The sequence below is a fragment of the Leptospiraceae bacterium genome, assembly GCA_015075105.1.
In the GTDB taxonomy this organism is placed as follows: domain Bacteria; phylum Spirochaetota; class Leptospiria; order Leptospirales; family Leptospiraceae; genus JABWCC01.
Window position 1 is genome coordinate 545,060 of the sequence record JABTUZ010000001.1, and the last position, 26,739, is coordinate 571,798.

The 26,739-nt window shown below is 34.2% G+C and carries 21 protein-coding genes and 1 CRISPR repeat array; of the genes, 9 read left to right on the forward strand and 12 right to left on the reverse strand.

The genetic code is table 11. The features are described 5' to 3' along the window. Positions 1 to 56: 56 nt before the first annotated feature. The 8 genes from HS129_02745 to HS129_02780 form a co-directional block, all read right to left on the reverse strand. The gene (locus HS129_02745; protein ID MBE7410972.1) at positions 57 to 1,949 is read right to left on the reverse strand and encodes a 7TM-DISM domain-containing protein; all 1,893 of its coding nucleotides are present in this window, start codon (positions 1,947 to 1,949) and stop codon (positions 57 to 59) included. Next, positions 1,946 to 2,569: a response regulator transcription factor gene (locus HS129_02750; protein ID MBE7410973.1), complete on the reverse strand. Its 624-nt coding sequence runs from the start codon at positions 2,567 to 2,569 to the stop codon at positions 1,946 to 1,948. The genes HS129_02745 and HS129_02750 overlap by 4 nt, the downstream gene beginning before the upstream one ends. A 1,012-nt stretch (positions 2,570 to 3,581) precedes the next feature. Beyond that, complete coding sequence (locus HS129_02755) at positions 3,582 to 3,881, reverse strand: Eco57I restriction-modification methylase domain-containing protein (GenBank protein MBE7410974.1); 300 nt, start codon at positions 3,879 to 3,881, stop codon at positions 3,582 to 3,584. A 65-nt stretch (positions 3,882 to 3,946) separates the two neighbouring features. Beyond that, on the reverse strand, positions 3,947 to 4,165 hold the full coding sequence (locus tag HS129_02760; protein ID MBE7410975.1) for a hypothetical protein: 219 nt from the start codon (positions 4,163 to 4,165) through the stop codon (positions 3,947 to 3,949). Between the two features lie 203 nt (positions 4,166 to 4,368). Further along, entirely contained in the window at positions 4,369 to 4,602 is a 234-nt protein-coding gene (locus HS129_02765; GenBank protein MBE7410976.1) for a hypothetical protein, read from the reverse strand. 279 nt (positions 4,603 to 4,881) lie between these two features. Beyond that, positions 4,882 to 5,091, reverse strand: a complete 210-nt coding sequence (locus tag HS129_02770) for a hypothetical protein (protein MBE7410977.1) — start codon at positions 5,089 to 5,091, stop codon at positions 4,882 to 4,884. Next, positions 5,088 to 5,396, reverse strand: a complete 309-nt coding sequence (locus HS129_02775) for a BrnT family toxin (GenBank protein ID MBE7410978.1) — start codon at positions 5,394 to 5,396, stop codon at positions 5,088 to 5,090. The genes HS129_02770 and HS129_02775 overlap by 4 nt, the downstream gene beginning before the upstream one ends. Positions 5,397 to 5,561: 165 nt before the next feature. Continuing rightward, entirely contained in the window at positions 5,562 to 5,969 is a 408-nt protein-coding gene (locus HS129_02780) for a hypothetical protein (protein ID MBE7410979.1), read from the reverse strand. Between the two features lie 317 nt (positions 5,970 to 6,286). On the opposite strand from HS129_02780, the gene HS129_02785 reads away from it, so the two are divergent. From HS129_02785 to HS129_02825, 9 genes are all read left to right on the forward strand, one after another. Beyond that, on the forward strand, positions 6,287 to 7,879 hold the full coding sequence (locus HS129_02785) for a GHKL domain-containing protein (protein ID MBE7410980.1): 1,593 nt from the start codon (positions 6,287 to 6,289) through the stop codon (positions 7,877 to 7,879). Then, positions 7,876 to 8,268 carry a response regulator gene (locus HS129_02790; protein ID MBE7410981.1) on the forward strand — a complete coding sequence of 131 codons (393 nt, stop codon included), beginning with the start codon at positions 7,876 to 7,878 and terminating at the stop codon, positions 8,266 to 8,268. The genes HS129_02785 and HS129_02790 overlap by 4 nt, the downstream gene beginning before the upstream one ends. Position 8,269: 1 nt before the next feature. Continuing rightward, entirely contained in the window at positions 8,270 to 9,592 is a 1,323-nt protein-coding gene (locus HS129_02795; protein MBE7410982.1) for a response regulator, read from the forward strand. Positions 9,593 to 10,965: 1,373 nt separating this feature from the next. Beyond that, the gene (locus HS129_02800; protein MBE7410983.1) at positions 10,966 to 13,425 is read left to right on the forward strand and encodes a hypothetical protein; all 2,460 of its coding nucleotides are present in this window, start codon (positions 10,966 to 10,968) and stop codon (positions 13,423 to 13,425) included. 189 nt (positions 13,426 to 13,614) lie between these two features. Continuing rightward, entirely contained in the window at positions 13,615 to 15,129 is a 1,515-nt protein-coding gene (locus tag HS129_02805; GenBank protein MBE7410984.1) for a bacteriohemerythrin, read from the forward strand. A gap of 109 nt (positions 15,130 to 15,238) precedes the next feature. Beyond that, positions 15,239 to 16,282, forward strand: coding sequence for a hypothetical protein (locus tag HS129_02810; GenBank protein ID MBE7410985.1), 1,044 nt, complete (start codon positions 15,239 to 15,241; stop codon positions 16,280 to 16,282). A 14-nt stretch (positions 16,283 to 16,296) separates the two neighbouring features. Further along, the gene (locus tag HS129_02815) at positions 16,297 to 17,277 is read left to right on the forward strand and encodes a DUF1554 domain-containing protein (GenBank protein MBE7410986.1); all 981 of its coding nucleotides are present in this window, start codon (positions 16,297 to 16,299) and stop codon (positions 17,275 to 17,277) included. A 182-nt stretch (positions 17,278 to 17,459) separates the two neighbouring features. Then, positions 17,460 to 17,747 carry a type II toxin-antitoxin system RelE/ParE family toxin gene (locus tag HS129_02820; protein ID MBE7410987.1) on the forward strand — a complete coding sequence of 96 codons (288 nt, stop codon included), beginning with the start codon at positions 17,460 to 17,462 and terminating at the stop codon, positions 17,745 to 17,747. An 18-nt stretch (positions 17,748 to 17,765) separates the two neighbouring features. Then, positions 17,766 to 18,074, forward strand: coding sequence for a HigA family addiction module antidote protein (locus tag HS129_02825; protein ID MBE7410988.1), 309 nt, complete (start codon positions 17,766 to 17,768; stop codon positions 18,072 to 18,074). Positions 18,075 to 18,135: 61 nt separating this feature from the next. Further along, positions 18,136 to 20,118: a CRISPR direct-repeat array (repeat unit 37 nt; unit sequence ATTTCAGTTGCAGGTCGTGGAAGTGATTGGAATATAG). A gap of 182 nt (positions 20,119 to 20,300) precedes the next feature. Here the strand turns inward: HS129_02825 and cas4 are convergent. Genes cas4 through cas9 form a run of 4 tightly spaced genes read right to left on the reverse strand, consistent with a single transcriptional unit; the run spans position 20,301 to position 26,565 of the window. Continuing rightward, complete coding sequence (cas4, locus tag HS129_02830) at positions 20,301 to 20,882, reverse strand: CRISPR-associated protein Cas4 (protein ID MBE7410989.1); 582 nt, start codon at positions 20,880 to 20,882, stop codon at positions 20,301 to 20,303. Then, positions 20,882 to 21,172: a CRISPR-associated endonuclease Cas2 gene (gene cas2 / locus HS129_02835; protein ID MBE7410990.1), complete on the reverse strand. Its 291-nt coding sequence runs from the start codon at positions 21,170 to 21,172 to the stop codon at positions 20,882 to 20,884. The genes cas4 and cas2 overlap by 1 nt, the downstream gene beginning before the upstream one ends. A gap of 3 nt (positions 21,173 to 21,175) precedes the next feature. Further along, on the reverse strand, positions 21,176 to 22,171 hold the full coding sequence (gene cas1, locus HS129_02840; GenBank protein ID MBE7410991.1) for a CRISPR-associated endonuclease Cas1: 996 nt from the start codon (positions 22,169 to 22,171) through the stop codon (positions 21,176 to 21,178). Then, complete coding sequence (gene cas9 / locus HS129_02845; GenBank protein MBE7410992.1) at positions 22,168 to 26,565, reverse strand: type II-B CRISPR-associated RNA-guided endonuclease Cas9/Csx12; 4,398 nt, start codon at positions 26,563 to 26,565, stop codon at positions 22,168 to 22,170. The genes cas1 and cas9 overlap by 4 nt, the downstream gene beginning before the upstream one ends. Positions 26,566 to 26,739: the final 174 nt, after the last annotated feature.

Below are 26,739 nucleotides of genomic sequence, written 5' to 3' on the forward strand. Positions count from 1 at the left end.
TCATAAATTATAGACAAGGTTTGCGTAATCTTCATATACAAATTGTGATAAGTGAACTATCTCCAGAACTTAGGTAAGTGAATCTCTAATTTTAATCTATTTTTAGTTATAACTGCATTTATATTTCCACCCAAAAGCTCAGTCCTTTCCTTAGTTCTTTTTCCGGGGGTGAAGATTTCTTTTTTTAGTTTAGCAATTGTATTTTCTTGGTGGATAAAGAGATCATTTTCTTTTCGGATAATTTTCCATTTAGATTCGCCAATTCCGTATTTCAAATCGTTTGTGCAAATTTCCATAACCAGAAAGAATAATTGAATCCAAGCGTTTGTTTTATCTAAGGTATTTTCTGTAAGACCGATACCCGAAGTAGTGAAATTCAATTCTCTTCCTGCATCCGAGTATCTTCTAAGAAGAGCTAAATGAAGTCCTGTAAAAAGCTCTGATGAGGCAAACTCCATATCTTCCATAAAAAGAAGCTGTGAACGAAATGTCTGAATTATATCAGAAATTTTTTTGTCTAATTTCCAAATAGCATCAGACCAAGATTTTTTAGGAATTTCTTTTCTTATCCTTTCCGTAAAGATTTTTAAATCCGTAAGACTTCCGCCTAACGCATCGTGAAAGTTCAACTCCAATTCTTCTCTTTGCTTTTTTAAAGCTTCTTTACTCTCCTGCAATTGCTCTGCCATAACTAAGTTTGTTTGCATTTTTTCTGTATAAGATACGGAAAGAAATAACGACTGAAAGAAAGAGAGGGAAGTAAATCCAAGAATTGCCATAAATCCTGACGACTCGGCCTGAAGCACACCTGAAAAGGCAAAAACAAGAAGTACCACAAAAAATAAAATTCCAAGGCTTTGAAAAATAGCTCCTCGGATTTTTAATTTTAAAGATTGAAAAAGTGCAAAACTGATTGGAATCAAAGCTGCAAATGTGGCACCCACCGAATAGAAAAGAAACATGCTGGTGTAAACTTGAGGAGAAAAAAACCAAGTAAAAAAGTATAATAGAGTTGACAATAAAAAATAGAGTACTGTCCGAAACTTGATGAACTCAGGAAAAATGGAGTGCATAAACAATAATAAAAGAGAAGGGGTCATTACGTGCAGGGAATGAAGCATTCGGATATTCAAATCAAACGGGACTTCTGTAATTAATAAAGAAAGGGTTCTTTCGCTTATAAGAAAATATCTTGGAAGGAAAGAGCCTGACAGTAATATGAAATACAGAATCGAACGATCTTTGGGTCTTTGTAAAAATAAAAATATATGGTATAACCAAATATATATCCCGAATCCTGACAAAACGAGGTCAAAGACATATCTTCTGTTTTGAACATTTTCTATCAACTCGGATGAGCCTATCTGTATAAACCCACGAAGTCCTCCTCGAAAAAAATAATAATTTGCGACGTGGAGGATGATTTCTAATTCATCTGTATTCGGTTGAAAGTATATGGTGCGATTTGTGCGAGCATGAATTGTTTCGGCTTTATTTTTTCCAGGGATCCCGCTCAAAGCAAGCTCTTTCTTATTTACAAAAAGTCGAAAGCTCGTGTTTTGTGCAGAAATACGAATTCCTAATCGAATAGAATTTTTTGGTAATTGAACACGGAGCCTGTACGTTGCATACCCATCGCTCCCTATTTTTTTTTCTTTGGTCTCTATTGAGTTCCATGATTTCAAACCTTTAGTATAACCGTCCGGAATCGGAGAATTAGGCAAATTAAAATCATTTGGATACAATAACTTTTCCCAATAAAATTCCCAAGAGCCGTTTAAATCTAAAACCTCTTTATTCAAATCAACGTCAGTAGCGTCTAATTTTCCCGGGGCTTCCAATGTAGTCAGATTTTTTTTGCATCCGGAGGTAATAAAAAAAAATACAAATGCAATCGAGAAAATTTTTAGTAAAGAAGTTTTTCGTATTGAATGAACTATAGAATTCAAAAGAGTTGGTTTGCCTTTTGAGTTAGCTCTGCACGGTTATGAACATTCAACTTTTTGTAGATTGTTTTTACATAACCTTGAACAGTGTGAATACTTAGATCTAAAAAACTTGCTACTGAAAAAACCGATTTCCCTCTAACTAAAAGCTCTAAAACTTGCCTCTCTCTATCTGTCAAATCAGGAGCTTGCGGCTTATCTTTTCTAAATGAGGAAAAAACACGAAGTGCAATTGTAGGTGTAATCACTGCTCCACCATCGATAACTATTTGAATTATATTTTCCAAAGTGCCTAGCTCTGATTTTAACACGTATCCGAGTGCTCCATTTTTTATTGACTCAAAAATCATCGCATCAGAATTCATGTTGGTGAGCATGATTATACTTGTTTCGGGATTTTTTTTTGAAATTTCACGGGCGAGATCAACTCCATTCATATAAGGCAATACTATATCCAGAAAAATTAGATCCAAGACTGGACGATTTTTTTCTCTCAGATATTCTTCAGCTGAATTCCACGAATACACTTTTGGAATATAAGAAATACCGCAGAGTTTTGATTCTACTGTAGTACGAAATTCTAAATCATTTTCTACAATTCCGATGGACAGAGTTTTTTTCATAAATGGCACACCTGCAAAAAGTTTTTCTTAGAAACATATACGTTTGAATACTCAGACAAAATCGCCATTTGCTAACGATGCCCAGCTCTTGCAACACAAGGGTTGAGCAGTAGCGTCATAAATAGTTCAAAGTTTTTATATTAAAAAAAACTAGTTTAGCACAGTTTCTAATTCTTTTAAGAGTGGAACAAGTTATTTTTTTTAAACCTCTCCCCCTGAATTGGGGGTTTTGAAAAAATTTTTAAATCTTCAAATCAGGGAAGTCCATTCTGTAAACCTTTTCCTCTTCTTCAATGGTTTGTTATTGAATTCAAAAACCCCCTATTCAGGGGGATGGATTGTTTATTTATTTCTGGAAATTTATTTCAATATAAATAAGGTTGCCTAAAGAGATTTGTGAGGAAAAAATTTACTTATAATCATTTTAGTTTTTTACTCATTTTTATTTCAAAGGATATGAATTGAATCTGGGATTGTACGATAAAATACGCGATTGGGGAAGATTCGGCGATCTTTCGGATGACTCTCCTGAAGAATCTCAAAGAAAATTTTTTTTGATTTGCATGGGTATTTTGATGAGTGGGGGAGGTTTGGTTTGGGGTAGCACGTGCCTAATTTTTGGATTAGCTATTCAATCAACTATTCCCTTTTCTTATACTTTTCTCACGATTTTGAATCTTCTTTTTTTCCGGTTTACGAAAAAGTATCAATAAACTTGTCCCTTTTCTATAAAGGGATAGAAGATTCTAGTCTTAGCCTTATTCATTCTTTCGAACATACCTCCAGCTAAACCTCGCGTGGAATTTGAAATCTCTCCCAAGGAAATGAATTTTTTCGATTGAAACTTAACTAATAGTTTTGAAGCATCTGGATTAAGAATGATTGTAAAGAAAGGCGATTCGATAGATTGAATAGGTACTTCAATTAGCGGGATATTTTTAAAAGATATGTTTTTTTCTTTCTTGGAAAATCGATGAATTTTATAACTCCTTATTGGGCTACCCTTGATGATTTAAATTCCAGTATCAACATACGCATCTTTAAAAACATCAAATGGCAAATTAACCAACTGAGCAATTCCAACTTTCTTTATGAGATATTCTCGTAATTTATTGCAATTCTCGCCTGTTTGCCAAGTTATTGAAGATATAAAACCTAAATATCCAGAACCATTTATTTTGCGGGTCATGCTTAGAAAAAATAGAATTGAAGAATCATATTTCCTTTCTAATTTTGAGAATTTTCTCAAGAAATATTCCTTTTGATTTTCATTAATCATCTCAATCGGAATGTATGGTGGATTTCCAATCATAACATCAAATCCACCACCTTTAAATATACTCTCAAACTCTACTTCCCAATCGAAGGCATTGATTTTCAGCTCCTCTTGTCGCCTAACGCAAAATAATCTTGTTGCCTGTAAATATCCGTCCCGATCAAACTATTCCCGCACTTAATATTCCCTTCCAATGGAGACAGAATTGTTGTGTGCCAGAGGGTGCGTTCGTCGTAAACCTGATTGTGATTCGTGTCTTCGAGTGCTTTGATAGATAGACTCATCCGGGTGACTTCAACAGCTTGGGCATCTATATCCACGGCATAGATATAAGCCCGTAGAATGTCTCGTTTGAGTTTTGAGGAAAGTTTGATTTCATGACTTGGTTGGGGATGAACATTTCCGCCCTTTACGTTATCGTTATTGTCAAAAATTTTTCAACCCAAATAGTATTTGGAATGTTTTGCTTCTATAAAAAATTTTCTTTTTCCATTGATTTGGAGTAGATAATCCGGTTCTTTTCTTAGATCAGAGGCTTGTATGCCTCTGCAACTAATTTGAACAATATATTCTCTTTCTGACGGATTTTTGATTCCTTCGTTGGATATATTTTGGGGTATTTGAAAAGCGGCTTGATAAATTCATCTTCGATTTGTGCTTCTTTGTATTGCCCAGAATTTTTGATGTAATCGATCCGATCACTGAAATCTTCTGCGAGTTTTTTAATATTCTTTTTTGCTTCTTCTTTTGTAAACATGCTTAACGTCTTTTCAAGACATTGACTTATTGAGAGTTAATTTTCAAGTCTATTTTCTCTATTTTTTTGCAAGTTTTTCTCCTGAGAACCAGATGTTGAAGTCCCCCAATTATTTTCCTATTTTGGTTTGGAAAATGTTCCCCCATTACATTTCCTACGCGAAAGTCGAAAGTTCGGCTTCTTTTCCTGCATGAAACGCTAAAATGCAGGCTCAATATTGGCAGTTAATGTGCTCCTTTTTTTTCTTGCATCCCATGAGCGACTTTCACTATATATGTATTATTTTGAAAATGAAATTTCTTTTTGAATTTCCATTTCTTTTTTGAGAATTTTATTAACCAGCTTACTCATTTCTACTCTCTTATTGGTAGCGGCTTCATAAAAAAAATCCTGCACAGATTTTTCCAAATACACTGGAATCTCGATTTTCTCATGCGGGGTATAAAATTTTCCTTTTACTCCTCCAGAAAAATTATATTCTCTTTTCATAGTTTATCACCCTCACTCATTTTATGGTATTGAGATGTTTCTTTTTTAGTCGCTTTTCTTGCAGAAATGATCCGGATAGAAATTTCACCCTTTTCATTTTCTGTCTGATCGGTATGAACTACTACAATAATTTTACCATAAGGAATTAATCCGATAGTAATCCAACGATCCTCCGTGCTGGAATGCTCCTGATCTGGAATAGAAATCGCCGACCTGTCAGAAAAAACCAAAACAACATCTTCAAACGATATCCCATGTTTTTTTCTATTTTTAAGATTTTTTTCGGGATCCCAGTCGAACCTCATAAAATAATAAATCTTGAGATAGTCATTTTATGCAAGTTTTTCCCATTCCCTTTCTTTTAAATCTGTTGGATATGATTTTCTGATATTTCTCATATTGGGAAATATCAGATCACCTCTTTAAAGTACAAGCACTTTTCTATACGCGCTCTTAGTAAAATTTGGGTGCTACTTTATACAAGCCAGGTAGGCCATTCCTAATGCCTTGCTAAAATACGTTGTTGTTCCATCTTTCGTATAAAAGACGATTACTTGAGTGTTATCGCCCTCTTTCTCATCAGTCGTCCAGTACTGACCGACGGGTTCCCAGTTTTCGAACTCTCCATTCTGGTATGCTGTTTGAAGTTCTTTGAGTATCGGAACTCTTCTACCCTGCTTTTCACAGGTTTTTTTGATAGTTAAATGAATCATTTCACCCTGAAACTCCCATTTTTTTTCAGCTTTTGGTTTTCGGGATTTTGCACTAAAAGGGGAGGTGATTCCGATTATAATGAAACCGGCTATAAGAAAAATATGAATTGTATTTTTTTTGAACATGAGACATGTATTTGTAATTGTGTAACGTTTGTAAAGCATTACTTATTTTTTACCGGTTTTGGATAGTTTGTTCAGTGATCTCTAAATATATTTTTTTTAAACCTCTCCCCCTGAATTGGGGGTTTTGAAAAAATTTTTAAATCTTCAAATCAGGGAAGTCCATTCTGTAAACCTTTTCCTCTTCTTCAATGGTTTGTTATTGAATTCAAAAACCCCCTATTCAGGGGGATGGATTGTTTATTTATTTCTGGAAATTTATTTCAATATAAATAAGGTTGCCTAAAGAGATTTGTGAGGAAAAAATTTACTTATAATCATTTTAGTTTTTTACTCATTTTTATTTCAAAGGATATGAATTGAATCTGGGATTGTACGATAAAATACGCGATTGGGGAAGATTCGGCGATCTTTCGGATGACTCTCCTGAAGAATCTCAAAGAAAATTTTTTTTGATTTGCATGGGTATTTTGATGAGTGGGGGAGGTTTGGTTTGGGGTAGCACGTGCCTAATTTTTGGATTAGCTATTCAATCAACTATTCCCTTTTCTTATACTTTTCTCACGATTTTGAATCTTCTTTTTTTCCGGTTTACGAAAAAGTTTGAGCTGGTTCGATTTATACAGGTATTGATTAGTTTGCTTCTGCCATTTCTTTTGCAGTGGTCTCTGGGGGGCTTTGTAGCCAGTGGTGCAGTTATGCTCTGGTCGATGTTGGCGTTGGTGGGATCCTTTACTTTTCAGCAATCCTCACTCAGCTTTCGCTGGCTTATTTTTTATTGCTTGCTTGTGATTTTTAGCGGGATCATTGATTCAACAGTTAGACAGCATCAGGTCAACACAGATGCAAATGTATCAGTTGTATTTTTTGTTATGAACATTGTTTCAGTATCAGCTATTGTTGTAGGCTTAATGATTTATTTGTTGAATTTTGTTGTCGGAGAACTTAGCAATACACTGAATGAATTAAGGCAAACTCAAGACAAATTGATACTGAATGAAAAGATGGCTGCCTTAGGTCAACTCATTGCAGGTGTTGCTCATGAGATAAACACTCCACTTGGTGCTATTCGTGCTTCAATTGAAAATATAAATGCAGCTTTAGCCGATACTTCCTTGAACTTACCCAAGTTAAGCGTCCTACTGAATGAAAAACAATTTCATGACTTCTTTGAAATTTTAGAAAAGTCTATGCAAGCTGCAATCAATATATCGGCGCGTGAAGAGAGACAATATCGCAAAAGTATTGAAGCCAAACTTACAGAGCATAATTTCCGTAATGCAGAAGACCTTGCAGAGCATTTAAGTAGCTTGCAAATCTATGACAAACTCGAATCGTATCTTGATTTTTTACACCATCCAGAAATTGATCTAATCTTAAAACTAATCTATAACCTTTCTTCTCAACGTAAAAATAGTGCAAACATAACCATTGCAGTTGAGCGAGCTTCTAAAATTGTATTCGCATTAAAAAAAACAGCCCACCATACAGAGGAAGGTGAAAGAACTCAAACTGATATTATTGATTCTATCGAAACTATTTTAACCTTATACACAAATCAACTCAAACAAGGTGTAGAGATTATTAGACGTTTTGAGTCTGTTCCGCCTATCGCATGTTATCGAGACGAACTTAGTCAGGTCTGGACTAATCTTTTACACAATTCTCTCCAAGCCATGAACAACCAAGGTAAGATTGAAATCGAAGTATTAAAATTCAATGAATATATTCAGGTCAACATGATTGATAACGGGCCGGGTATTCCACAAGAAATCATCGGAAAAATATTTGATCCATTCTTTACAACAAAAAAGAAAGGAGAGGGTAGCGGACTTGGATTAGATATTTCGAGGAAGATTATCGAAAAGCATAAGGGTAATATTCAGGTAAATTCAAAACCGGGTAGGACTGCGTTTTCAATACAGATACCAATAGAGGACAAAATACGATGACAAAAAAAGCAATTCTATGTGTGGACGATGAAAAAACAATACTCGATTCTATTCGGGGTCAGTTAAAATATAAATTTGGAAATCAATACAATTACGAATTTGCAGAAAGTGCCTATGAAGCGTGGGAGATTATCTTAGACCTTGAGGAGGATGGTGTAAATCTACTGTTGATTGTATCGGATTGGTTAATGCCAGGTATTAAAGGAGATGAATTTTTAGTCAAGGTGCATGAGCGTTTTCCAAAGGTTATCAAGGTAATGCTCACAGGTCAAGCCGATCCGGAGAATATCGAAAACGCCATGAAAAATGCGAACCTGTATAAATGCCTTAGTAAACCTTGGCAACAAGAAGAACTTTACGAAATGATTGAATACAGTATGAGTCTCTAACATGACTAAGCCAATTATTTTGTGCGTTGATGATGAGCAAATAATACTTCGATCTCTAAAAGACCAATTGAAACGTACCTTCGCCGCAGACTTCTCGATTGAAACTGCAGAGAATGGTGAAGAAGCCATTCAATTAGTTACCGAACTGCAAAACGAAGGCAGGGAATTACCTGTGATTATTTCAGATCATATTATGCCGGGAATCAAAGGAGATGAATTATTAATCCGTATCCATTCTACAATGCCGACAACTCTGAAAATTTTACTTACAGGTCAAGCCGATGCAGACGCAGTTGTCAATGCCGTAAATAATGCACGGCTCTATCGTTATATAGCCAAACCCTGGCAACAGGCTGATTTAGAACTCACTGTAACAGAGGCATTACGAAGTTACTTTCAGGCACGTAAATTAGAAGAGCAAAATCAACTTCTATTGAAAGCTAATGCAAATTTAGAGCGTCAGGTAAATATTTTCCATAAATTTGTTCCATTGCAATTTTTAGAAGCATTAAAACGATCCGGTAAGCCCGAAGATATTTGCTTAGGGGATGCAACGAAAAAAGAGATGACGGTACTTTTTTCCGATATTCGGAACTTTGCTGAGATGAGCGAGAAGATGTCACCGGAAGAAACATTTGAATTCATAAACAATTATCTTGCTTGCATGGGACCAGTTATTAGCAAACACAATGGTTTTATAGATAAATATATTGGTGACGCAATCATGGCTCTTTTTGAATCTCCACAAAAAGCAGTTACAGCCGCTATAGGTATGTTACGAGCCTTGACTAAGTTCAACTCGATACAAAGCGACAAGGAATTGAGAACGATTCGTATCGGTATAGGAGTGCATACAGGGATGTTGATTCTTGGAACTGTAGGAGAAGAAGATCGTCTGCAAACTACAGTTATAGGTGACACGGTGAATATCGCAGCAAGAATTGAAGCTCTAACAAAAGTATATAAGGCTCCACTCATTGTAAGCGGTGAATCATTAGTCGATGAAAAGAGGATAGGAAATTTTTTATTTACAAGAGAGATTGACAATGTTCGAGTGAAAGGTAAGGAAAAACCGATTACTTTATTTGAAGTGATGAATACTGACTCTCAAGAAATATTAGAAAAAAAAATCCAGTCTAAACCACTGTATGAAGAAGCTCTAAGTCTTTATAAAAAGGGTGAGTTTCAAGAAGCGATTGATTGTTTTATAGAATGCGGTAAGATCTGTCCTGAAGATGAAATTTCAGAAATGTATATTCGTCGTTGCAGTACCTTACTTAGAGTCCCGCCCGGAGATGAATGGACTGGGGTCAGCACATTATAGCGCTTAATTGAGAATACGGTTCATTTGAATTGACATGATTAAATTTTGAATAACCTCCAAAACCCCCAGTTTAGGGGGAGGTGTTTACGGCTTTTCTCTTGAATTTAATTCTAATTTTTTTGGAATTGGAATACTTTGAAAAGGTACGAAAAAAATATTCATTTTCTATAAAGAATCAATTGATTATGAATCCATATCCTTTAAATCCAATTCCAGAAATGCCGATCAATCCAACGGAGATTTTGTACTTTTGGTACAATCTTCCTTTCGCAGTTCCAGGAACTATAACTTTTATCGTTGGATTGACCCTTACAGTAATTGGGATCTTCCATCTTAGAAAAAAAGAACACTTTGGATATTTTCTATCTTTTAGCGGAACCTGTGCTGGGTTCGGAATACTTGGACTGATACTGAGCTTAAGGGCAATAGTTCGCGATGAGAATTTACTTCTCAGTCTCAATACCTATCTGTATCCATTTGTTTTGTTATTGGCCCCGGCTTCCTATCATTTAGTGTATTATATTTTAGACAAAAAATATTCAATCATTCAATGGGCCGCAATTCTGAATTGGGTAACAACCCTCTTTGGATTTATCGGAATTCTGAAAGGCGAAGCATTCACCGGAAATTTTATTCATTATTCCTTTGGTATCTACCCGGTTGCTTCTTTTTATTTAAAACCTTGGGCAGTTCTTGCGACAATTGGCTATATCCTGATCGGATTCCCGGCGTATTATTTTTTTCTAAAAAGTCATTCTTTCCATGAAAGACGATTTTTGGTTGTAGGACACAATTTGCTTTTGATTCTTGTGATCTCGAATTTGCCCAGCTTCATCGGGATTCCTATTTTTCCGGCCAGTACATTTTCTTTCATACCCATGTGCATTTTAGCCTACGGGATATTCAATTCTGATTTCAAGGATCTGAAAAGATTATTCTTGGATAAAAGTAGATTATTTTATATTCTGAATATTTTCTTGAGCTTTGTTCTTCTTTTGATTGCTGGGATTGTACTATTTACTTTTTCTCCGGATGATTATGACACCACTCGCTGGTATCCCTGGCTTTTGATTCCTTTAGTTTCTGTTTTTGTTGTAGTCGGATTGGGAATATTTATCGGAGGAACTAGTCCCTACAGGCTCATCAACCAGCTGGGCTCCATTTCATTGTACCTATATGGTTTTCAGCTACTCGCGACGATCGGCATCACTATGAGTCTTGAGCCTATTGTTGGACGCAGAATTGAACAACTCAGCTATCTTATATTTTGTCTTGCTCCCTCCATTCACATGCGATTCACTTATCTGAGCCTGAATATCCCCGTTACCAAAAAAATTCATCTATTTGATATTACCTCATTAGTACTCTGCACAATGGCAATGTCTCCCTATTTGTTTACAGGATACTACAAATTTCCGTGGGGAAATTTTTCTGCATCCGGTCCAGTGATTCAAATCTTCGGATTGGTTGCCATTACAGCTTTTTTCACAATACTAAATGACTGGTGGAAATTAAAAAAGGAGAAAGCTTCAAATCCAATGGGAAATTTTGCGGCTCTCTATGTTATCATCGGAGGATTTATGATACTCAGCAATCTTCCGGCAACACTAGGGATTGATTTTTATCCACTGGGAAATTTAAGTCTTATCCCCACCTCCATTCTTGCTTATGCCATCATTCGGTATGGAGGAAAAAATGTCAGAACGGAAGCATTAAGGATCAGTGCGTATCTTGTACCGTTTGCACTATTCATTATATTCCTGTTCATTTTATTCGTATGGCATACACTTCCAGAAGCTACAGTGCAAATCAATAAAATCTTTCATCTTGTCTTTCTTGGCATCCCCCTTTCTTTACTCGGGTTTATTACAACTTTTATCTTAATTCGACCGATTTCTGCTCGGATTGATTCAGCACTTCAAAGTCTTGAGGAAGCCAGAAAAATTGCAGAAACTCAAAGAATAGAAACAGAAGAATTGAACAAACTCATCAAAAGTTTGAATGAGGGTTTGGACATCAAAAAAATAATGGTGAAAGTTCATGAATATGTGAAAGCCAATTATAAAATACAGTATTATGGACTTTCTGTAGCGGATAAAGAAAAAAATGAATTGATTACTATAGATACCTCATCTCCGGATTTTTTAACTGAGGAAGAAAAAACAAGAATCAATCATTCTTCAACGAAAATCAATAATTCTATCGGATCGCATTCATTTGCATTTAAAACGAAAAAAGCATTTTTTATACCGAATACTTTTAAAAGAAAATCCGGTTTATCTCCTGAAGAATTGGTTGTATTTGAAACCTTAAAAATGGAATCTATTTTAATCATTCCTCTTGTCCTGCAAAATGAGCTCATCGGTTTTTTTGATCTGTACAATGTCGGCAAAATGGACTTAACCAAAGAAGATATCACAAAACTTTCCATTTTGGGTGAACAGCTTGCGGGAATTATTCACGGATCGAATTTATATAAAGAAGTGCAGGAAGAAAAGGAAAAAGTAGAAAAAGCAAGCCTTGAAGTGGAAAGGCTGAATGAATTTACAAAACTGATCAATTCTACATCCGATATTTCCGTCATTTTCAAAGAAATCTATTCTTACTTAAACCAATCTTTCGGATTTAATAATATTTGGACACTTCTCGTAAACAAGGAAACTGAGGATATTTATTCAGATAATAAAATCGCTCAATCTGATTACGAGGATGAAATTGATTCAGAATTTTTTCGCAGTTTTAAAACAAAATTAGAACCTTCATTGGGTACACTTTACAAGACTTACCTGACAAAAAACCCATTGTACATTCCTGATGTCAACGAAAGAGTCATGGGAACTAGAAACCAGTATATAAATCAATTTAACGGAGAAATTTATGAAGGGAGTAAAACTGATTTAAAAATTATACTTAAAGGAAAGATAACAACGATTATCCAAATCCCTTTAATACTTCAAAACGAAGTGATTGGAATTCTGAATCTTTCTTCCTATGATAAAAAAATTGAAATTTCCAAAGAAGATGTTGAAAAGCTTGTTCGATTCGGAAATCAGATTGCAGGTGTTTTGCATAACGCGCAGCTTCTGAAAGAGACAGAAGAGGCGAGAAAAATTGCAGATCATGAAAAACAAAAATCAGAAAATTTACTCTTGAATATCCTTCCCGAAGATGTCGCAACGGAACTCAAAGAAAAAGGTTTCACCGAACCTGTCCATTTTGAAAGCGTGAGTGTGATGTTTACTGACTTCAAGGGCTTCACAAAAATCGCAGAAATTTTATCTCCACAGGAATTGGTTAAGGATTTAGATACTTGTTTCGTACAATTTGATAAAATCACCGAAAGGTTTCATTTGGAAAAATTGAAAACTATAGGTGACAGCTATATGGCCGCTGGAGGGATTCCACGCCCCAATCGAACACATGCAATAGATTGTGTACTGGCTGCATTTGAAATTCAATCGTTTATGAAAGCAATGAAAGAAATTAAAGAAAGTCAAGCACTCCCATGCTGGGAACTTCGACTTGGGATTCATACTGGTCCACTGATTGCAGGTGTAATTGGGGAAAAGAAATTCGCTTATGACGTATGGGGGGATACGGTGAACACAGCATCCCGCATGGAATCAAGCGGAAGTCCCGGACGGATTAATATCAGTCAGGCAACATACGAAATCGTAAAAGAATATTTTGAATGCGAATATAGAGGGGAGGTCAATGCAAAAAACAAAGGCCCAGTGAAGATGTACTACCTGAACCGAATCAAACCTGAGTTTTCAATAGACGAAGAGGGCAGGATTCCTAATGAAAGACTTCAAGGATTATTGGCATTATAAAAAGAAAAATAGTGACAATTGCAAATAAAATAATTCAGTTTCTAAACCTATCAAAATTATTTAGAAGGATTCCATTAAAACTAACGTATCTGAAAATCCCCCAATTTAGGGGGTGGGGATACAAATTTTTCACCTTGAAATATATTTCCAACACTTCAAAATTGGTTTTGCGCTAAGGAACGGGCACTTATGGAATTTATAGAATGGTCAAACGAATTAGAAATAGGAATAACTAAAGTAGATGATCAGCATCAATGCTTGGTTAGCTTGATCAATCGTGTTCACGAACTTGTGGCTCACGGACATGAGAGGAAAAAATTAGGAGAGATATTTTCTGAGCTTATAGACTACACAATCGAACATTTTCAAGATGAAGAATTTATTATGGCAGAAATTGGTTATCCTGATTTAGAAAAACATAAGAAGCAACACAATGGGCTTACTCGCCAAGTACTCGAATTGCAGAAAAGTTTTCGAGATGGAAGTGCTACGATCTCTTATGAAGTTTTGGATTTTTTGAGTCAGTGGCTTGTGTCGCATATTATGAATTCTGACAAAAAAATAGTAGAATATCAGAAGACTTTAGAATCCAACAATCCCTTCCCACTTCCTGTTGTTACTTCAGCAAAAAGTGATAGCTTGGACTCATTTCTCTTGGAAGCACAATTTGGTATAGATATTGAAGCTATTGAAAAAACTCTTCAGGAAAATGGGGGGATTACTTTTAATCAAGCTCAGTCTTTGATTGATGCACTGAAAAAAAAAGAGAAGACACCATATCTAAAACCTAAGTTTCAATGCAAATACTATCAAGAACAAGAAAATACTTTTACTTGTGCATTATCGAAACCTATTTCAAGGATGCTCCCAAATGAGTATATACAATTATTAGAAGTTGAGTCTATTGCCGATATTGCTGAACGCAGTTACAAATACGCTAATTTGACAGTTTTGTTTGCAGACCTTAGAAATTTTACGAGCATTGCAGAAGATTCAACTGCAGAAGAAACTTTTGCTTTGCTAAATGATTACTACAATATTTTAGAGCCTGCAATTCGTAAGCACTCGGGATTTGTGGATAAGTATGTAGGAGACGCAGTTGTTGGAGTTTTTACGGAAAGTAGTATTGCCGCAATTCATGCCGGAATCTACATCGTTCGAGCAATGAATAAATTTAATGAAATTCGTAGAACAAAACAAAAAGAAGGAATTACCGCCGGTATAGGGATTCATCGAGACCGAATCTTAGTCGGCTCTCTTGGAAATAACAACAGGATGGAAATTTCTGTAATTGGAGATGGTGTAAACCTTGCATCCAGAATTGAAACTTTAACTAAAGTTTACAAAGTTCCATTAATTGTAAGTGGAGATTCTTTAACAGATGGAGGAATGTCAGGAAACTCTTTATTTACAAGAGAGATAGATAATGTTCGAGTGAAAGGCAGAGAGAAACCAATTACTTTGTTTGAAGTATTGAATACCGACTCTCAAGAAATTTTAGAAAAAAAGATTCAGTCTATGAATTTGTATGACGAAGCTCTAAGTCTTTTTAAGTGCGGAAAGTTTCAAGATGCTATTGCCTCTTTCATCGAATGTGGTAAAATTTGTCCTGAAGATGAAATTCCCGAAATATATATTCGTCGTTGCAGCACACTACTTCGAGTTCCACCTGGAGATGATTGGACTGGAGTAACTACGCTTTAGAAATTAAATCACAATAATTTAGAAGGATATAAAAAACCCCAAATTTAGGGGGGAGTATTCTGAATTATTCGCTTGAACATTTAGTTCTATTTTTTCAGATTCGAGTACTTTGAAAAACTATTCTGAAAATTTTATTCTTGAAAACTCTATCTTAGAAATCCCAAGAAATTTGTTACTTGGTTTCTATTTTTTAGAGCCTTTTGCAATCACAAATTTAAAAGGGGTTGAATTAATTTTCTTTAAAACAATCAAAAGCACTAAAGCAATCAGAAGAAAAGTTAAAATCTTTGTAATTGAAAATAAAAGAAATTTTTATATAAATCAATTAAAATTATTTTTTATTACTTTTATTACATCGAGTATTTTTACGGCAATATACGGAGAAGAAGTCCTTCTGAAGAACGGCTCGATTATTTCCGGAAGAGTTTCTGGAATAACATCAGAGGAAGTTATAATTCATACAAGAAAAGGAACAGAAATAATTTCCAAAGCAAATATCATAAAGATTCAATACACGCCATTCACACCCGAACAAAAATTAAAAGCCTTAGAGTCTTTAAAAAAAAAGAGAAATCCAAACTCTGTACCAAAAGAGTACTCTTCAACTCATCAAGAAATAAACTCCAAAAAGAATGAGGAGTTTAACCATAAAACGCAAGCGAACAAAAAAGAAAAAAATTTCATTCCTCGAAAAAGTTTTTTCTGGAGGTCTCTTATCCTTCCAGGCTGGGGGCAGTGGGCAAAAAATGAAAAAAGAAAGTCCTCGCTGTTCTTTTTTAGCTCAATTCTTGCAGCAGGGATAATTTACAAATCCAAATACGATTTTTTAGAATCACAAAATAGATTTGCCGAAAAAGAAAAATTATTTTTTCTACTTCCAGTCGGTGAAGGAAAAATCCTTATTTACCAAGGATTGCAAAAAGACCACGCAGATTCTGTAAAAAATTCAAACAATGCTTTCAATGCTTCAATTGTATTAGGAATATTGTATGCAATCAATTTAGTAGATGCCTATTTTTCAAAAAACACTTCCGATGTATCCCTACAGAATTCAAACTACGTGAAAAAAGGTATGAAGACGAGCGCATTTCAAAATTCAATCGGACAAAAAAGAGAAAATGTTTTTACGATTCAATATACCTATTTATTTTGATGAGGAAAAATATTATGAAGTTTTTTAAAATCTTATCATGGTTTGTATTTTTTTTTCACTTCGCTTGTAGGTTAGAGCCGGAAACAATGCGAAAAGTCGAGTTGGAGGATCTGTTATTCCCAGAAGGAATACTTGGGAATCCAGCCGTACCTATACAATATTCAATTTTGGTTAGCTCTCCGGTATTGGGTTATACACTCAAAAATGGTGGTACAGATACTGTTACTGTTAAACTGTCGAGTCAACCAACTGAAACAGTCACTATGCCAGTTTCAGTTTCTAATATATCTCAAGTATCCGTTTCAACTTCTTCTTTGAGCTTTACACCAATCAATTGGAATTCTCCACAAATCGTCACAGTTGCAGGGCTCGAAGATTTCAACTATGGGGTCGCAGAAAATTTTACTATCAATATTGGACCGACTATAAGTGCTGATCCAAATTATAATGGTTTGTCTATGAACAGTATTATCATGTCAAACCGCGACTTTAGAAAGTTAATCTTTCAAACGGGCGATTTAGGCTTAGGAGGAAACTTCGGAGGTATATCTGGAGCAGATTCCATCTGTAACTCTTATGTTTCCAAGCCTGCTAATACAGGAACTTATAAAGCAATGATTGTCTTGACAGGTGTAAGAATAGCATCTGTGACAGCCAATGCAGGAGATGGTCAGATTGACTGGGTTTTAAGACCCAATCAATTCTATACCAGACCCGACGGAACACCGATCACTACTACGAATTCAGTCGGACTTCATGACTTTGCTTCCAATCTTACAAATTCCTTTGGAACCAATGCTACTGCGGTCAGGATGGGTTTGAATAACACTAATGATTGGACGGGAGGCGGCGGATGCTTAAATTGGACCAGTAATAATGGAGGAGACTGGGGAGCTTTTGCATTTCCCCAGACTACGAATTCTCAGGCACTTTTTGGAGGAAACTTGTCTTGTACTCCTACAAATCCCAGTAGTTTATTATGTGTTCAGCAGTGAGTTTGTTTATATAATTTCAGTTGCAGGTCGTGGAAGTGATTGGAATATAGCTAATAAACTACAGTGATTAACAGTTATTAAAAACGACCGAAAAAAAACAGCATTGAAAAATATTCTAAGAACAGACAATGATAAATTTTTTTGTATTGATAAATAATATCATTGAATAATACTATCATGATGTGATATTATCTTTTTATGATGAGGAAACAAAAGCTATTTGGGAAGGCTCTTTCAGCAAGAAAATCAAACTCCCTACTAATTTACATAATATAGCAAGGCGAAAACTCAGAATGATTTATGCGGCAACTATTGTCGAAACGTTAAAGCTTCCTCCTGGAAATCAATTAGAAAAACTTACAGGAAATCGAAATGGGCAATTTAGTATCAGAATTAATTCTCAGTGGAGAATTTGTTTTAACTGGTCGGAGGGAAATGCTTGTGATGTGGAAATTTGCGATTATCATTAAAATTTTGGAGAAACTAACATGAAAACTCTTAAAAATATTCATCCGGGTGAAATCTTAAAGGAAGATTTTTTAGATCCAATGGGAATTTCTATTTATAAACTTGCATTAGAAACAGGACTAACACAGACTAGACTTGGACATATTGTCAAAGGCAATCGTTCAATTACTGCCGAAACAGCTTTGAAATTATCAAAATTCTTTAACATGGAAGCTCAGTTTTGGTTAAACCTACAAAATTTGTATGATCTTGAAGAGGCTAGCAAAAAATTTTTAAAAGAAATAAAAAAAATAAAGCCAATGACTTCCATTGAAAAAATTGCCATTTAAGTTAACAATCGCATCTGCATATATCACAGAATACGAACCTCAAATACTAATTTATGCAAGCATTTCGGTTGCAGGTCGTGGAAGTGATTGGAATATAGCAATAACAAACTCAAAGAACTCAATAAGAAATACGCATTTCAGTTGCAGGTCGTGGAAGTGATTGGAATATAGAAATATACAATTAAATAAAAAAACAAGATTTACTATTTCAGTTGCAGGTCGTGGAAGTGATTGGAATATAGTTTAGGATATGCAAAAACATATTCTGAATTGTTATTTCAGTTGCAGGTCGTGGAAGTGATTGGAATATAGGGTAGAAAACCTTTAAGAAATTCAAATTCTTTAGATATTTCAGTTGCAGGTCGTGGAAGTGATTGGAATATAGTATGAATATCTCACTTGAGGAGCAGTCAGTAGTTCATTTCAGTTGCAGGTCGTGGAAGTGATTGGAATATAGTTATTTTTGGCATTTTCGAGTGCCGGAGACATAGATTTCAGTTGCAGGTCGTGGAAGTGATTGGAATATAGGGCGAAAGGAGCCGGTAAGACAATTGATAAGTATAGAGATTTCAGTTGCAGGTCGTGGAAGTGATTGGAATATAGACAAATGTTTCAGCATTAAAAAAGAGAATGATGAATTTCAGTTGCAGGTCGTGGAAGTGATTGGAATATAGATTTATTTCTGCGGATATTTGAACCCTGATTTGTTTATTTCAGTTGCAGGTCGTGGAAGTGATTGGAATATAGGGACTATTGAGCGATCGGGGTTCTTATGACGCATCATTTCAGTTGCAGGTCGTGGAAGTGATTGGAATATAGATTTTTCATACATCCGGAATCCTGCCTGAGTGAAATTTCAGTTGCAGGTCGTGGAAGTGATTGGAATATAGCCAATTTTGCAGGGAAAATCAAAGCAGTTCTTCATTTCAGTTGCAGGTCGTGGAAGTGATTGGAATATAGAATAGGAGGAAGCCCCTGTCAAGGATTCAGCTTAGCAATTTCAGTTGCAGGTCGTGGAAGTGATTGGAATATAGCTATGTTATCTAGCTTTTTCAGGAATTGGAACTCATTTCAGTTGCAGGTCGTGGAAGTGATTGGAATATAGTTACCGATTGCTGCATTCCAATCGCATGAAAAACTGTATTTCAGTTGCAGGTCGTGGAAGTGATTGGAATATAGGAATTCGACAATAGCGATCTATTCAGGTAGGAAGCATTTCAGTTGCAGGTCGTGGAAGTGATTGGAATATAGGCCATTAAAACGAAAATATCTTTCAGAGATTTATATTTCAGTTGCAGGTCGTGGAAGTGATTGGAATATAGTTTCCACTGTATTGATAATCACAGGAGTATTGCTATTTCAGTTGCAGGTCGTGGAAGTGATTGGAATATAGTGTAATAGTTTCCCATTATCGAGCCAAAGTTTATGTGTATTTCAGTTGCAGGTCGTGGAAGTGATTGGAATATAGATTTTATACTTATCTCAGGCATGAGCAATGGACTAAATTTCAGTTGCAGGTCGTGGAAGTGATTGGAATATAGATTCTGGTGGTTTTTTCATTCGACCGGAATACAAACGATTTCAGTTGCAGGTCGTGGAAGTGATTGGAATATAGCAATGTCCCCGGTGCGGAATTCACGAGATCATTTAATTTCAGTTGCAGGTCGTGGAAGTGATTGGAATATAGTGATAATTGAAGATTTATGGGTTTTTGCAAACGGATTTCAGTTGCAGGTCGTGGAAGTGATTGGAATATAGGTAAAAGAAGGAATCGGAAAATTGATTCTAAACATTTCAGTTGCAGGTCGTGGAAGTGATTGGAATATAGCTAGTCAAAGCCTCTGCGGTGGATGCAGGCGCAACATTTCAGTTGCAGGTCGTGGAAGTGATTGGAATATAGACTGTAAAAGGGTGAGAAAAAATTGGAAATACATATTTCAGTTGCAGGTCGTGGAAGTGATTGGAATATAGTCCCATCGAAATTAAAATCTATTCCAAAACAAATACATTTCAGTTGCAGGTCGTGGAAGTGATTGGAATATAGTCCTCTCTGAAACCCTTATTTTTTAAGGGTTTCAGAGAGGACAAATTTTCTAAAACTTCGAATTTTGAAAAATTGAAAAAATACTTGCTATTTTTCGAAGATTTTTTAAAAGTAAAATTACGACCTAGCACTGAAAACAACCAAATCAAAGTTGGCTCTCCCTCTGCGTTAAGCATGGAGAGTTAATAATTTCTGTCATTACAAAAATTAATATATTCACACTGTAAACATTTTTCTGCGCTTGCAGAGCTATCTGGCAAAAGACCTGAATTTTTAATGTCTCTTATTGTAAGAATTGTATCTTTAAAAACAGCTATATCGTTATCGTTGAATTTTATTTCAATCATTTTGGCATTTTTACCGGAAATAATAAACCCTGAGTTCATTTCTAAAGAATACATTTCTTTCGCAGAAACCCCATATCCAATTAGCTGAAAAAATATTCCTTTTGAAATAGATTTAAAATTCATTTTAAACTCAACAGGGAAGACACAGTTTCCTGAAAAAATAATTGCATCTGCAATTCCATAAATCTGAAGATCATTGGAGTGAACTTTTACTTTATATTGAATTTGATAATCGCTCGAAAATTTTTTTAATAATTTTTTTTTCAGAAGAGATTCTCTTTTATTATGATAGGCTTCTCCTTGCTCCATCCAGATATTTTCTCTTATAGGCTGAATTTGATTTGCACTGTACCAAGGAATTCTTGGACAAAAAAAATATTGCCTAATTTCTGATATAGTAATATTGTCTTCAAACATTATACTATCTCATAGTCTCTTTCTTGAAAATTTTTTACGTCTTTATATCCAAAACTATATTCGATTGCCTGTTTAGAAAAATTTGTCTTAACCAAAAAAGCTCTATCGAATTCTTTATCTAATATTTCTGTGAAAATTCTTTTAATCGAGCTTATCTCTGCATTCAAGACTCTTCCCCAAAATACCGATTCTTGAATATTAGAAAGTCCCATATCTTTCAACTCTTTCACTAACTTCCTTCTACTTTTATTTGAGCTTATGTCATAACAAACGATTATTTCAATATACATAAGTCACCATTTGAAGCGAATAGATTTATATTTTTTCTTGCCGTAAATAAAACTACAAAGCCTATACACTTGTCTTTGAAGTATTGTTTCTAATTTTAATTTTTTTCCAGAAAACTGATATTTCTTTGAAAAAGTTTCATGGATTTCTTCTATTAATCTTTTTTTAATTTCTACTGTTAGTATTTTCTCTTTGTTAAAAATATGCCTTAACTTAATTACACTTCTATCGACGACCCATGCTCTGTATTCTTCCATAATATCTAAAATGAGGGAAGGTCTCCCGGGTCTTTCTACATGGTAAAACCCCAAATAAGGCTCTAAACCAGACTTAATTACTGCATTCCAGATATACGACATTAAAATCGAATATCCAAAATTTAAAGATTGATTCGTAACATCCAATGCCCCTCTCCCCGTTCTTGATTGAAAACTTTCTGGCAATAACTCGGATATTCTTAAAGATTGAAAATAAAAATGGGCAGCGCTTCCTTCAAAACCCATAAGTTTCTCTTTCCAATTAGAAAATTTTAGCCATTCTGTATTTTTTAACTCAGTTATAGATTTTTCTATTCCTTGGATTGATTTATTCAAAGATTCTTTTTTTTCCATTTCTAAATTTTTAGATTTTAAAAAGTACAACAAAACTGCTCTTTGACTATGCAATTTTCCTTGAACAATTTTTAAGCAAAGCTCTGCAACTCTCTCAGTCTCAGCAAATTGAAATTGTTTTTTTCTTAGTTCAACTACAGCGTGTTGTCTTATTCCTGAAAGTGATAATATAGGAATTGACCGAAAATCTAAAATAAAAAATGAAACTCCCCTCAGTGATAGTTCCTGTAATAAGTTAGAAGAAAACGATGTTCCCGATCCGGCAACTTGTACTGATTTAAGTTTTGAAATCGGGTAATCACCAATTATTGTGTTTTTTTCTTTTATGATTAACCTTTTACTCTCCAAGCCAATAAAGCAACCATTAGTAAGAACAGTGAGGTGTCTCATAAATTAATTTTTTCTCCTTTGTCATACAAATTTTTTAAGGAAGAAGGGAAACCATTTACCGTGTATTCTAATTTCACTTCGGTTTGATTTATATGCAAAATTTTAATAAAATCTCTTTGGTCAGCAATTTCCTTTTTTAAAAAATCACTTAAATTTTGAAAATCATCAGAGTCCTTTTTACCGGAAGTTTTTAGTTTGTAAAATTCAAGTTTTGAAGAATTAGAGGCAAAGACTATCTCATCAAAGTTTTTTCTTTGAATGATTACTTGCAAATAACATCTGGACTTAGTACCGGGTGCCATATCAATCGATACAATACCTGCTTTTTGTTGGTCATCTGAAATTTGTAATTTTCTCCATTCGTCAAAATATACAATTTCTTGGTAACTTCCTTTTTCTTCTAATTTGTACGGAGTTACATTTTTAGAATTGTAAATGGGATGAAGCACACTATTTTTAAAATTAATATTTTCTGACTCTTTCGAGAATCCTAAATTTTGTGTTTCTCCTTCATGTATTTGATAGACAAAATTATTGAATGGGTCTTTACGACGAATTCTAAACCCTCCCGAAGGCTCTTTTTTAATAGGCAGAGAAAGCTTTCTGGATGTTTTACCATGTCTATTTGGATTTTTTATTTTTTCCTCATGAAAATACTTTTTGGCAATTTCAATTTTCTTTTCCGGGTCTTTCTCTGTTTTAAGAAGTAGGCTAAGTTTCTTCCATTCGTCTAAGTAAGGCATCTGAATTTCAAATTCCGAAATTTTTTCTTTACCGATTTTTACAATAAATTTTTCTTTTGAATTTACTTCCGGGGGAGTAAAATTTCCTTTGTCGTCAAATATGTTTTTATTTTGGGTCATATACCTCAAAGATTCTAAATAATTTCCTATTTCATCTTCTTTAGGACATCTTTGAAGATACTCTTTTGCTTTATCTCGGTGTATTTTTAAAATAGAATACTTTGGATTTTTTTCTAGTTTTAAGTAGTGTTCAAGATTTTCTGTTACAGGGTTGGATTTATACAGCAGGAAAGGTTTTAACTTTTCAAACACTATTTGGTTAAATTTTTTATCTATAAATTTACCGGACTTTTTGCCTGTAAATCCAAACCGAATTCCTTTTTCATTTACTAATATACTTAAAAATCTTTCTGAAAACATCCCTGCTTTAAATAAGGAGGAACTTTCTGGGTTTTCTTTTCTGTACTTTAATTTTCTTTTAATATTTTTGATTTTTATTTCTTCCGGTAAAAGACTCTCTAACCATTTCCCGTCTTCGATAGTATTATCTTTAATCAATGGACTTTTTAGAGATAGTCTTCCAAGTGAGCTTAGGGTTAGAGCATGAGCAAATACCATTGTAGCGTCCACTATATGGCTTGGCTCAGGTTGATTTTCCTGTTTTTCATAGTTTGGATTCAATGTTGAAAGTTTTTTTCGATAACCACTTAATGCAAAGTCGTCTTCCCTAGTTCCAAAATAATAAGGTAAAATCTTAACTTCTGATTTTGGATACTTTTTTTGAATTTGTTTTTGTAATTCCCTTTTTAATAGTTTAAACAACCAAACCTGTGTTCCATTTACCAAAGCTCTGGAATGGGTTTGTAGATTTCCACTCACTCTATTTCTTAGATCATCGTCAAACATCGCCAACTTAAAACAAAGTCTCTCAAAGTTTTCTAACCTGTCAGGAATGATAAATTTTTGAGAAATTATTTTATTTTTCTCTACTACTTTATCTATACAATTTTTAATTTTTTCTTTTACCTTGGGAACTTCACTTGTCTTAAAATGTTTATTCAAGAAGTTTTCATGTATATTTTTTAAGGAGTATAATTTGTTTCCTTTTTTTTGATTTCCCATCTGACTTGTATAGATTAGATTTAACTCTGAATTGAATACAGTCCCGATTGTTTTTGAGCGAGGGTAGATATGGTCGATTTCTCCATTTTTTCCGATCTTCTCACCTGTATAAGGGCACAAGCCGCCAGAATCCTTTTTAATCCTTTCTTCTTTTGAAATTAGTCTATCATGAAATTTTTCTATTCCTCTTTTAACTTTTTCTTTTGCCTTTTTAGAAGCTCCTTTTAAATTATTTAATTCTTCAGTAAATGAAAATTGGTTATTTTCCATTAAAATTGGTATTTCCAAATTGTCTCCATTTTGAAAGTGACTTTCTAATTGACTGAATTTTTCTTTTGTAATTTCGATGGACAGTCTTTTTAAGATTCGGTCGAGTTGTCCGTCAAAGGGTCTCCCCGTGTCGGACGTTAGTTGTGTTGCATTTGCCGAATCCATGATGATTTCTCCTCTCCATGAATTTTCTTTTTGGCAGGCAAAGCAAATATTGGAAAACCCGTGCTGTTCTCCGTCTATAATATTAGAAAGCTGTGCAAGAGAAAATGGATTTTCAAACCTTGAAACTTGTGTCTGATTAAAAGAAAAATGTTTTCCTATTATTTCGGAAATGAGAGTTACCTTTTCGTGGATAGAAACAAACTCTTTATAATCATCTAAGTTTCTATGTAGGTTTTCTATATATCTCTCACTTTTTTCTGAACGTATTTTTTCTTCTATGTCAGATTTAAGAATTTTAAAAGATTCGTTAAGCTCTACATTATTGGATTTAGAAATTGCGTAGAGTCTTTTCTCGAATCCAGAATAGTATTCACTAAAAAGATTTCCGTATTTTTTCCTGTAATCCTCAATTCCTTTGCACAAGGATTTTACGGTTGACTTTCCTTTTACGCTTGTCATCCATACTTTCTCAATGAATTTTTGCATTTCCTCTTCATTGAGTTTTATTCCTAGTATTTGTGAGACTAATTCTTTTTTAGATTTAGATTTGTGTCTTGGTTTTGATTCACATTTTTGCAGCATGGATGAATTTTCATTCCAATAGCCGGCCCTTGCTTCTTGAATTTCTCTATAGAAACTATTTGCTATGTTAAACAGAAGTTCAATTTGGGATTCAGAAAGGATTGATTTTAATCTATTCAAACCATCTTCGGCTAATTTTAACTCATTTTTTGAATACTTATTGTTTAACTCTTCATTGGTTAAAGACTTCATTCTCACATTTTGTCGAATTTTGAAATTATCAAGACTGATCGATTTTTCTAAAATTCTTTGCAGTGAAATCGATTCTGTACAAATAGATAGATTAGAATTTCCAGACTTATATCTTTCTATCAGTTCCGGAATATTGATTAACCCATAATCATCTTTCTTTTCTCTTAAAATTATGTTTGTAACTTCTTTCCAACCAGAATAATTTTGGTTTAATATTTTTTCTGAAAGGAGCAAATTTTGACACTTTGGAGGTCTGCGGTTATTTTGGTCTTCGTAAGGTGGAATTGTAGTTTCTGGACTATTTTCAAAAAAGAGAAGAAAAATATCTTTGTTTTCTTTTTCAGCTTGATAAATAAGTCTATACTGATTTTCTTTTTCAGTTGAGTCTTTTTTGATATGCCAGCTTTTTAACCATAATATAAAATATTTTTTTAATCTGTCTTTATCCCAGTAATCTTTTTCTGACATTTTTTTATCATTAAAATATTTTCTAAGAACCCTTAATTGTAGGTTAGATATATGTCCGATTAGTTTGTAAAATTCCTCTAAGGAAATTTTTTTCTTTGCCGAAGATAGTAATTCCTCTATGGGTTTTTTCTTTGGAGAAAAATCAGGATCATCTTCGTCTAATTGAAACTCTTTTAGATCTAAATAGATCTCTTCAAAATACTTTTTTCTGTGCTTATTCCCTAATTCAAATTCTTTAATTAAGCGGTCTGAAATTTCTCGAATTCGAGAAAGAAATTTTTTGCACTCATTTGTAGTGTAGGATTCAGAAAAATCTTCTTGAAATTCTTTTAGTCTTGATTCTACTTTTTCATCTCTTAATGTCTTCCAAAAGGAAATCGCATCTTTTTCTTCACCATTTGCCTTATCATGAATGTATTGCACGATAGTATCGTTTTGATTTGACTTGATTTTCTTAAACTGTTCTGGAAAAATAAATTTTGCAAATTCAATCGGGATTTCAATGGTTTCGACTGTATCATTTTCTCCTTCCTCTTGTATATAGGTGAATCCTCTTCTGTTCAATAATCCACGGATGAATTCCCATAACTTATTTTCTTTTTGAGTTAACCCATATTCTTCTTCTAAAATCAGAAAAAAAAGTCTTTTTGCTAATTTTCTTCTTTGCTCTCCTCTCATCCGATGACGATTTACAAGTCTGTTACTTTGCGATACCTGAAAATCGTTTGGAGCCAGCACAAAAGTAACTCCATTGTGAGAATCAGGCTCTTCGCCTTCTATAAAGTGAGTGAATACTGCACCTGTGTTTAAAGCTCCTAAGTCCAAAGAAATAGGTGAGATATAGTTTTTCATATTGTTTTCTCCTTCTGCAAATTTTCAAATTTGTAAAAACTATTCTATCTTGTCAATAGGACAAAAATAAATCTAAAATGAAAAAATTATAAAATTTCCTGAAGAAAAGTTAAAAATCATGGACATTTCTCTACAAAAACGGTTAAATTAGGTTTTGTATCAGTAGCAAATAGT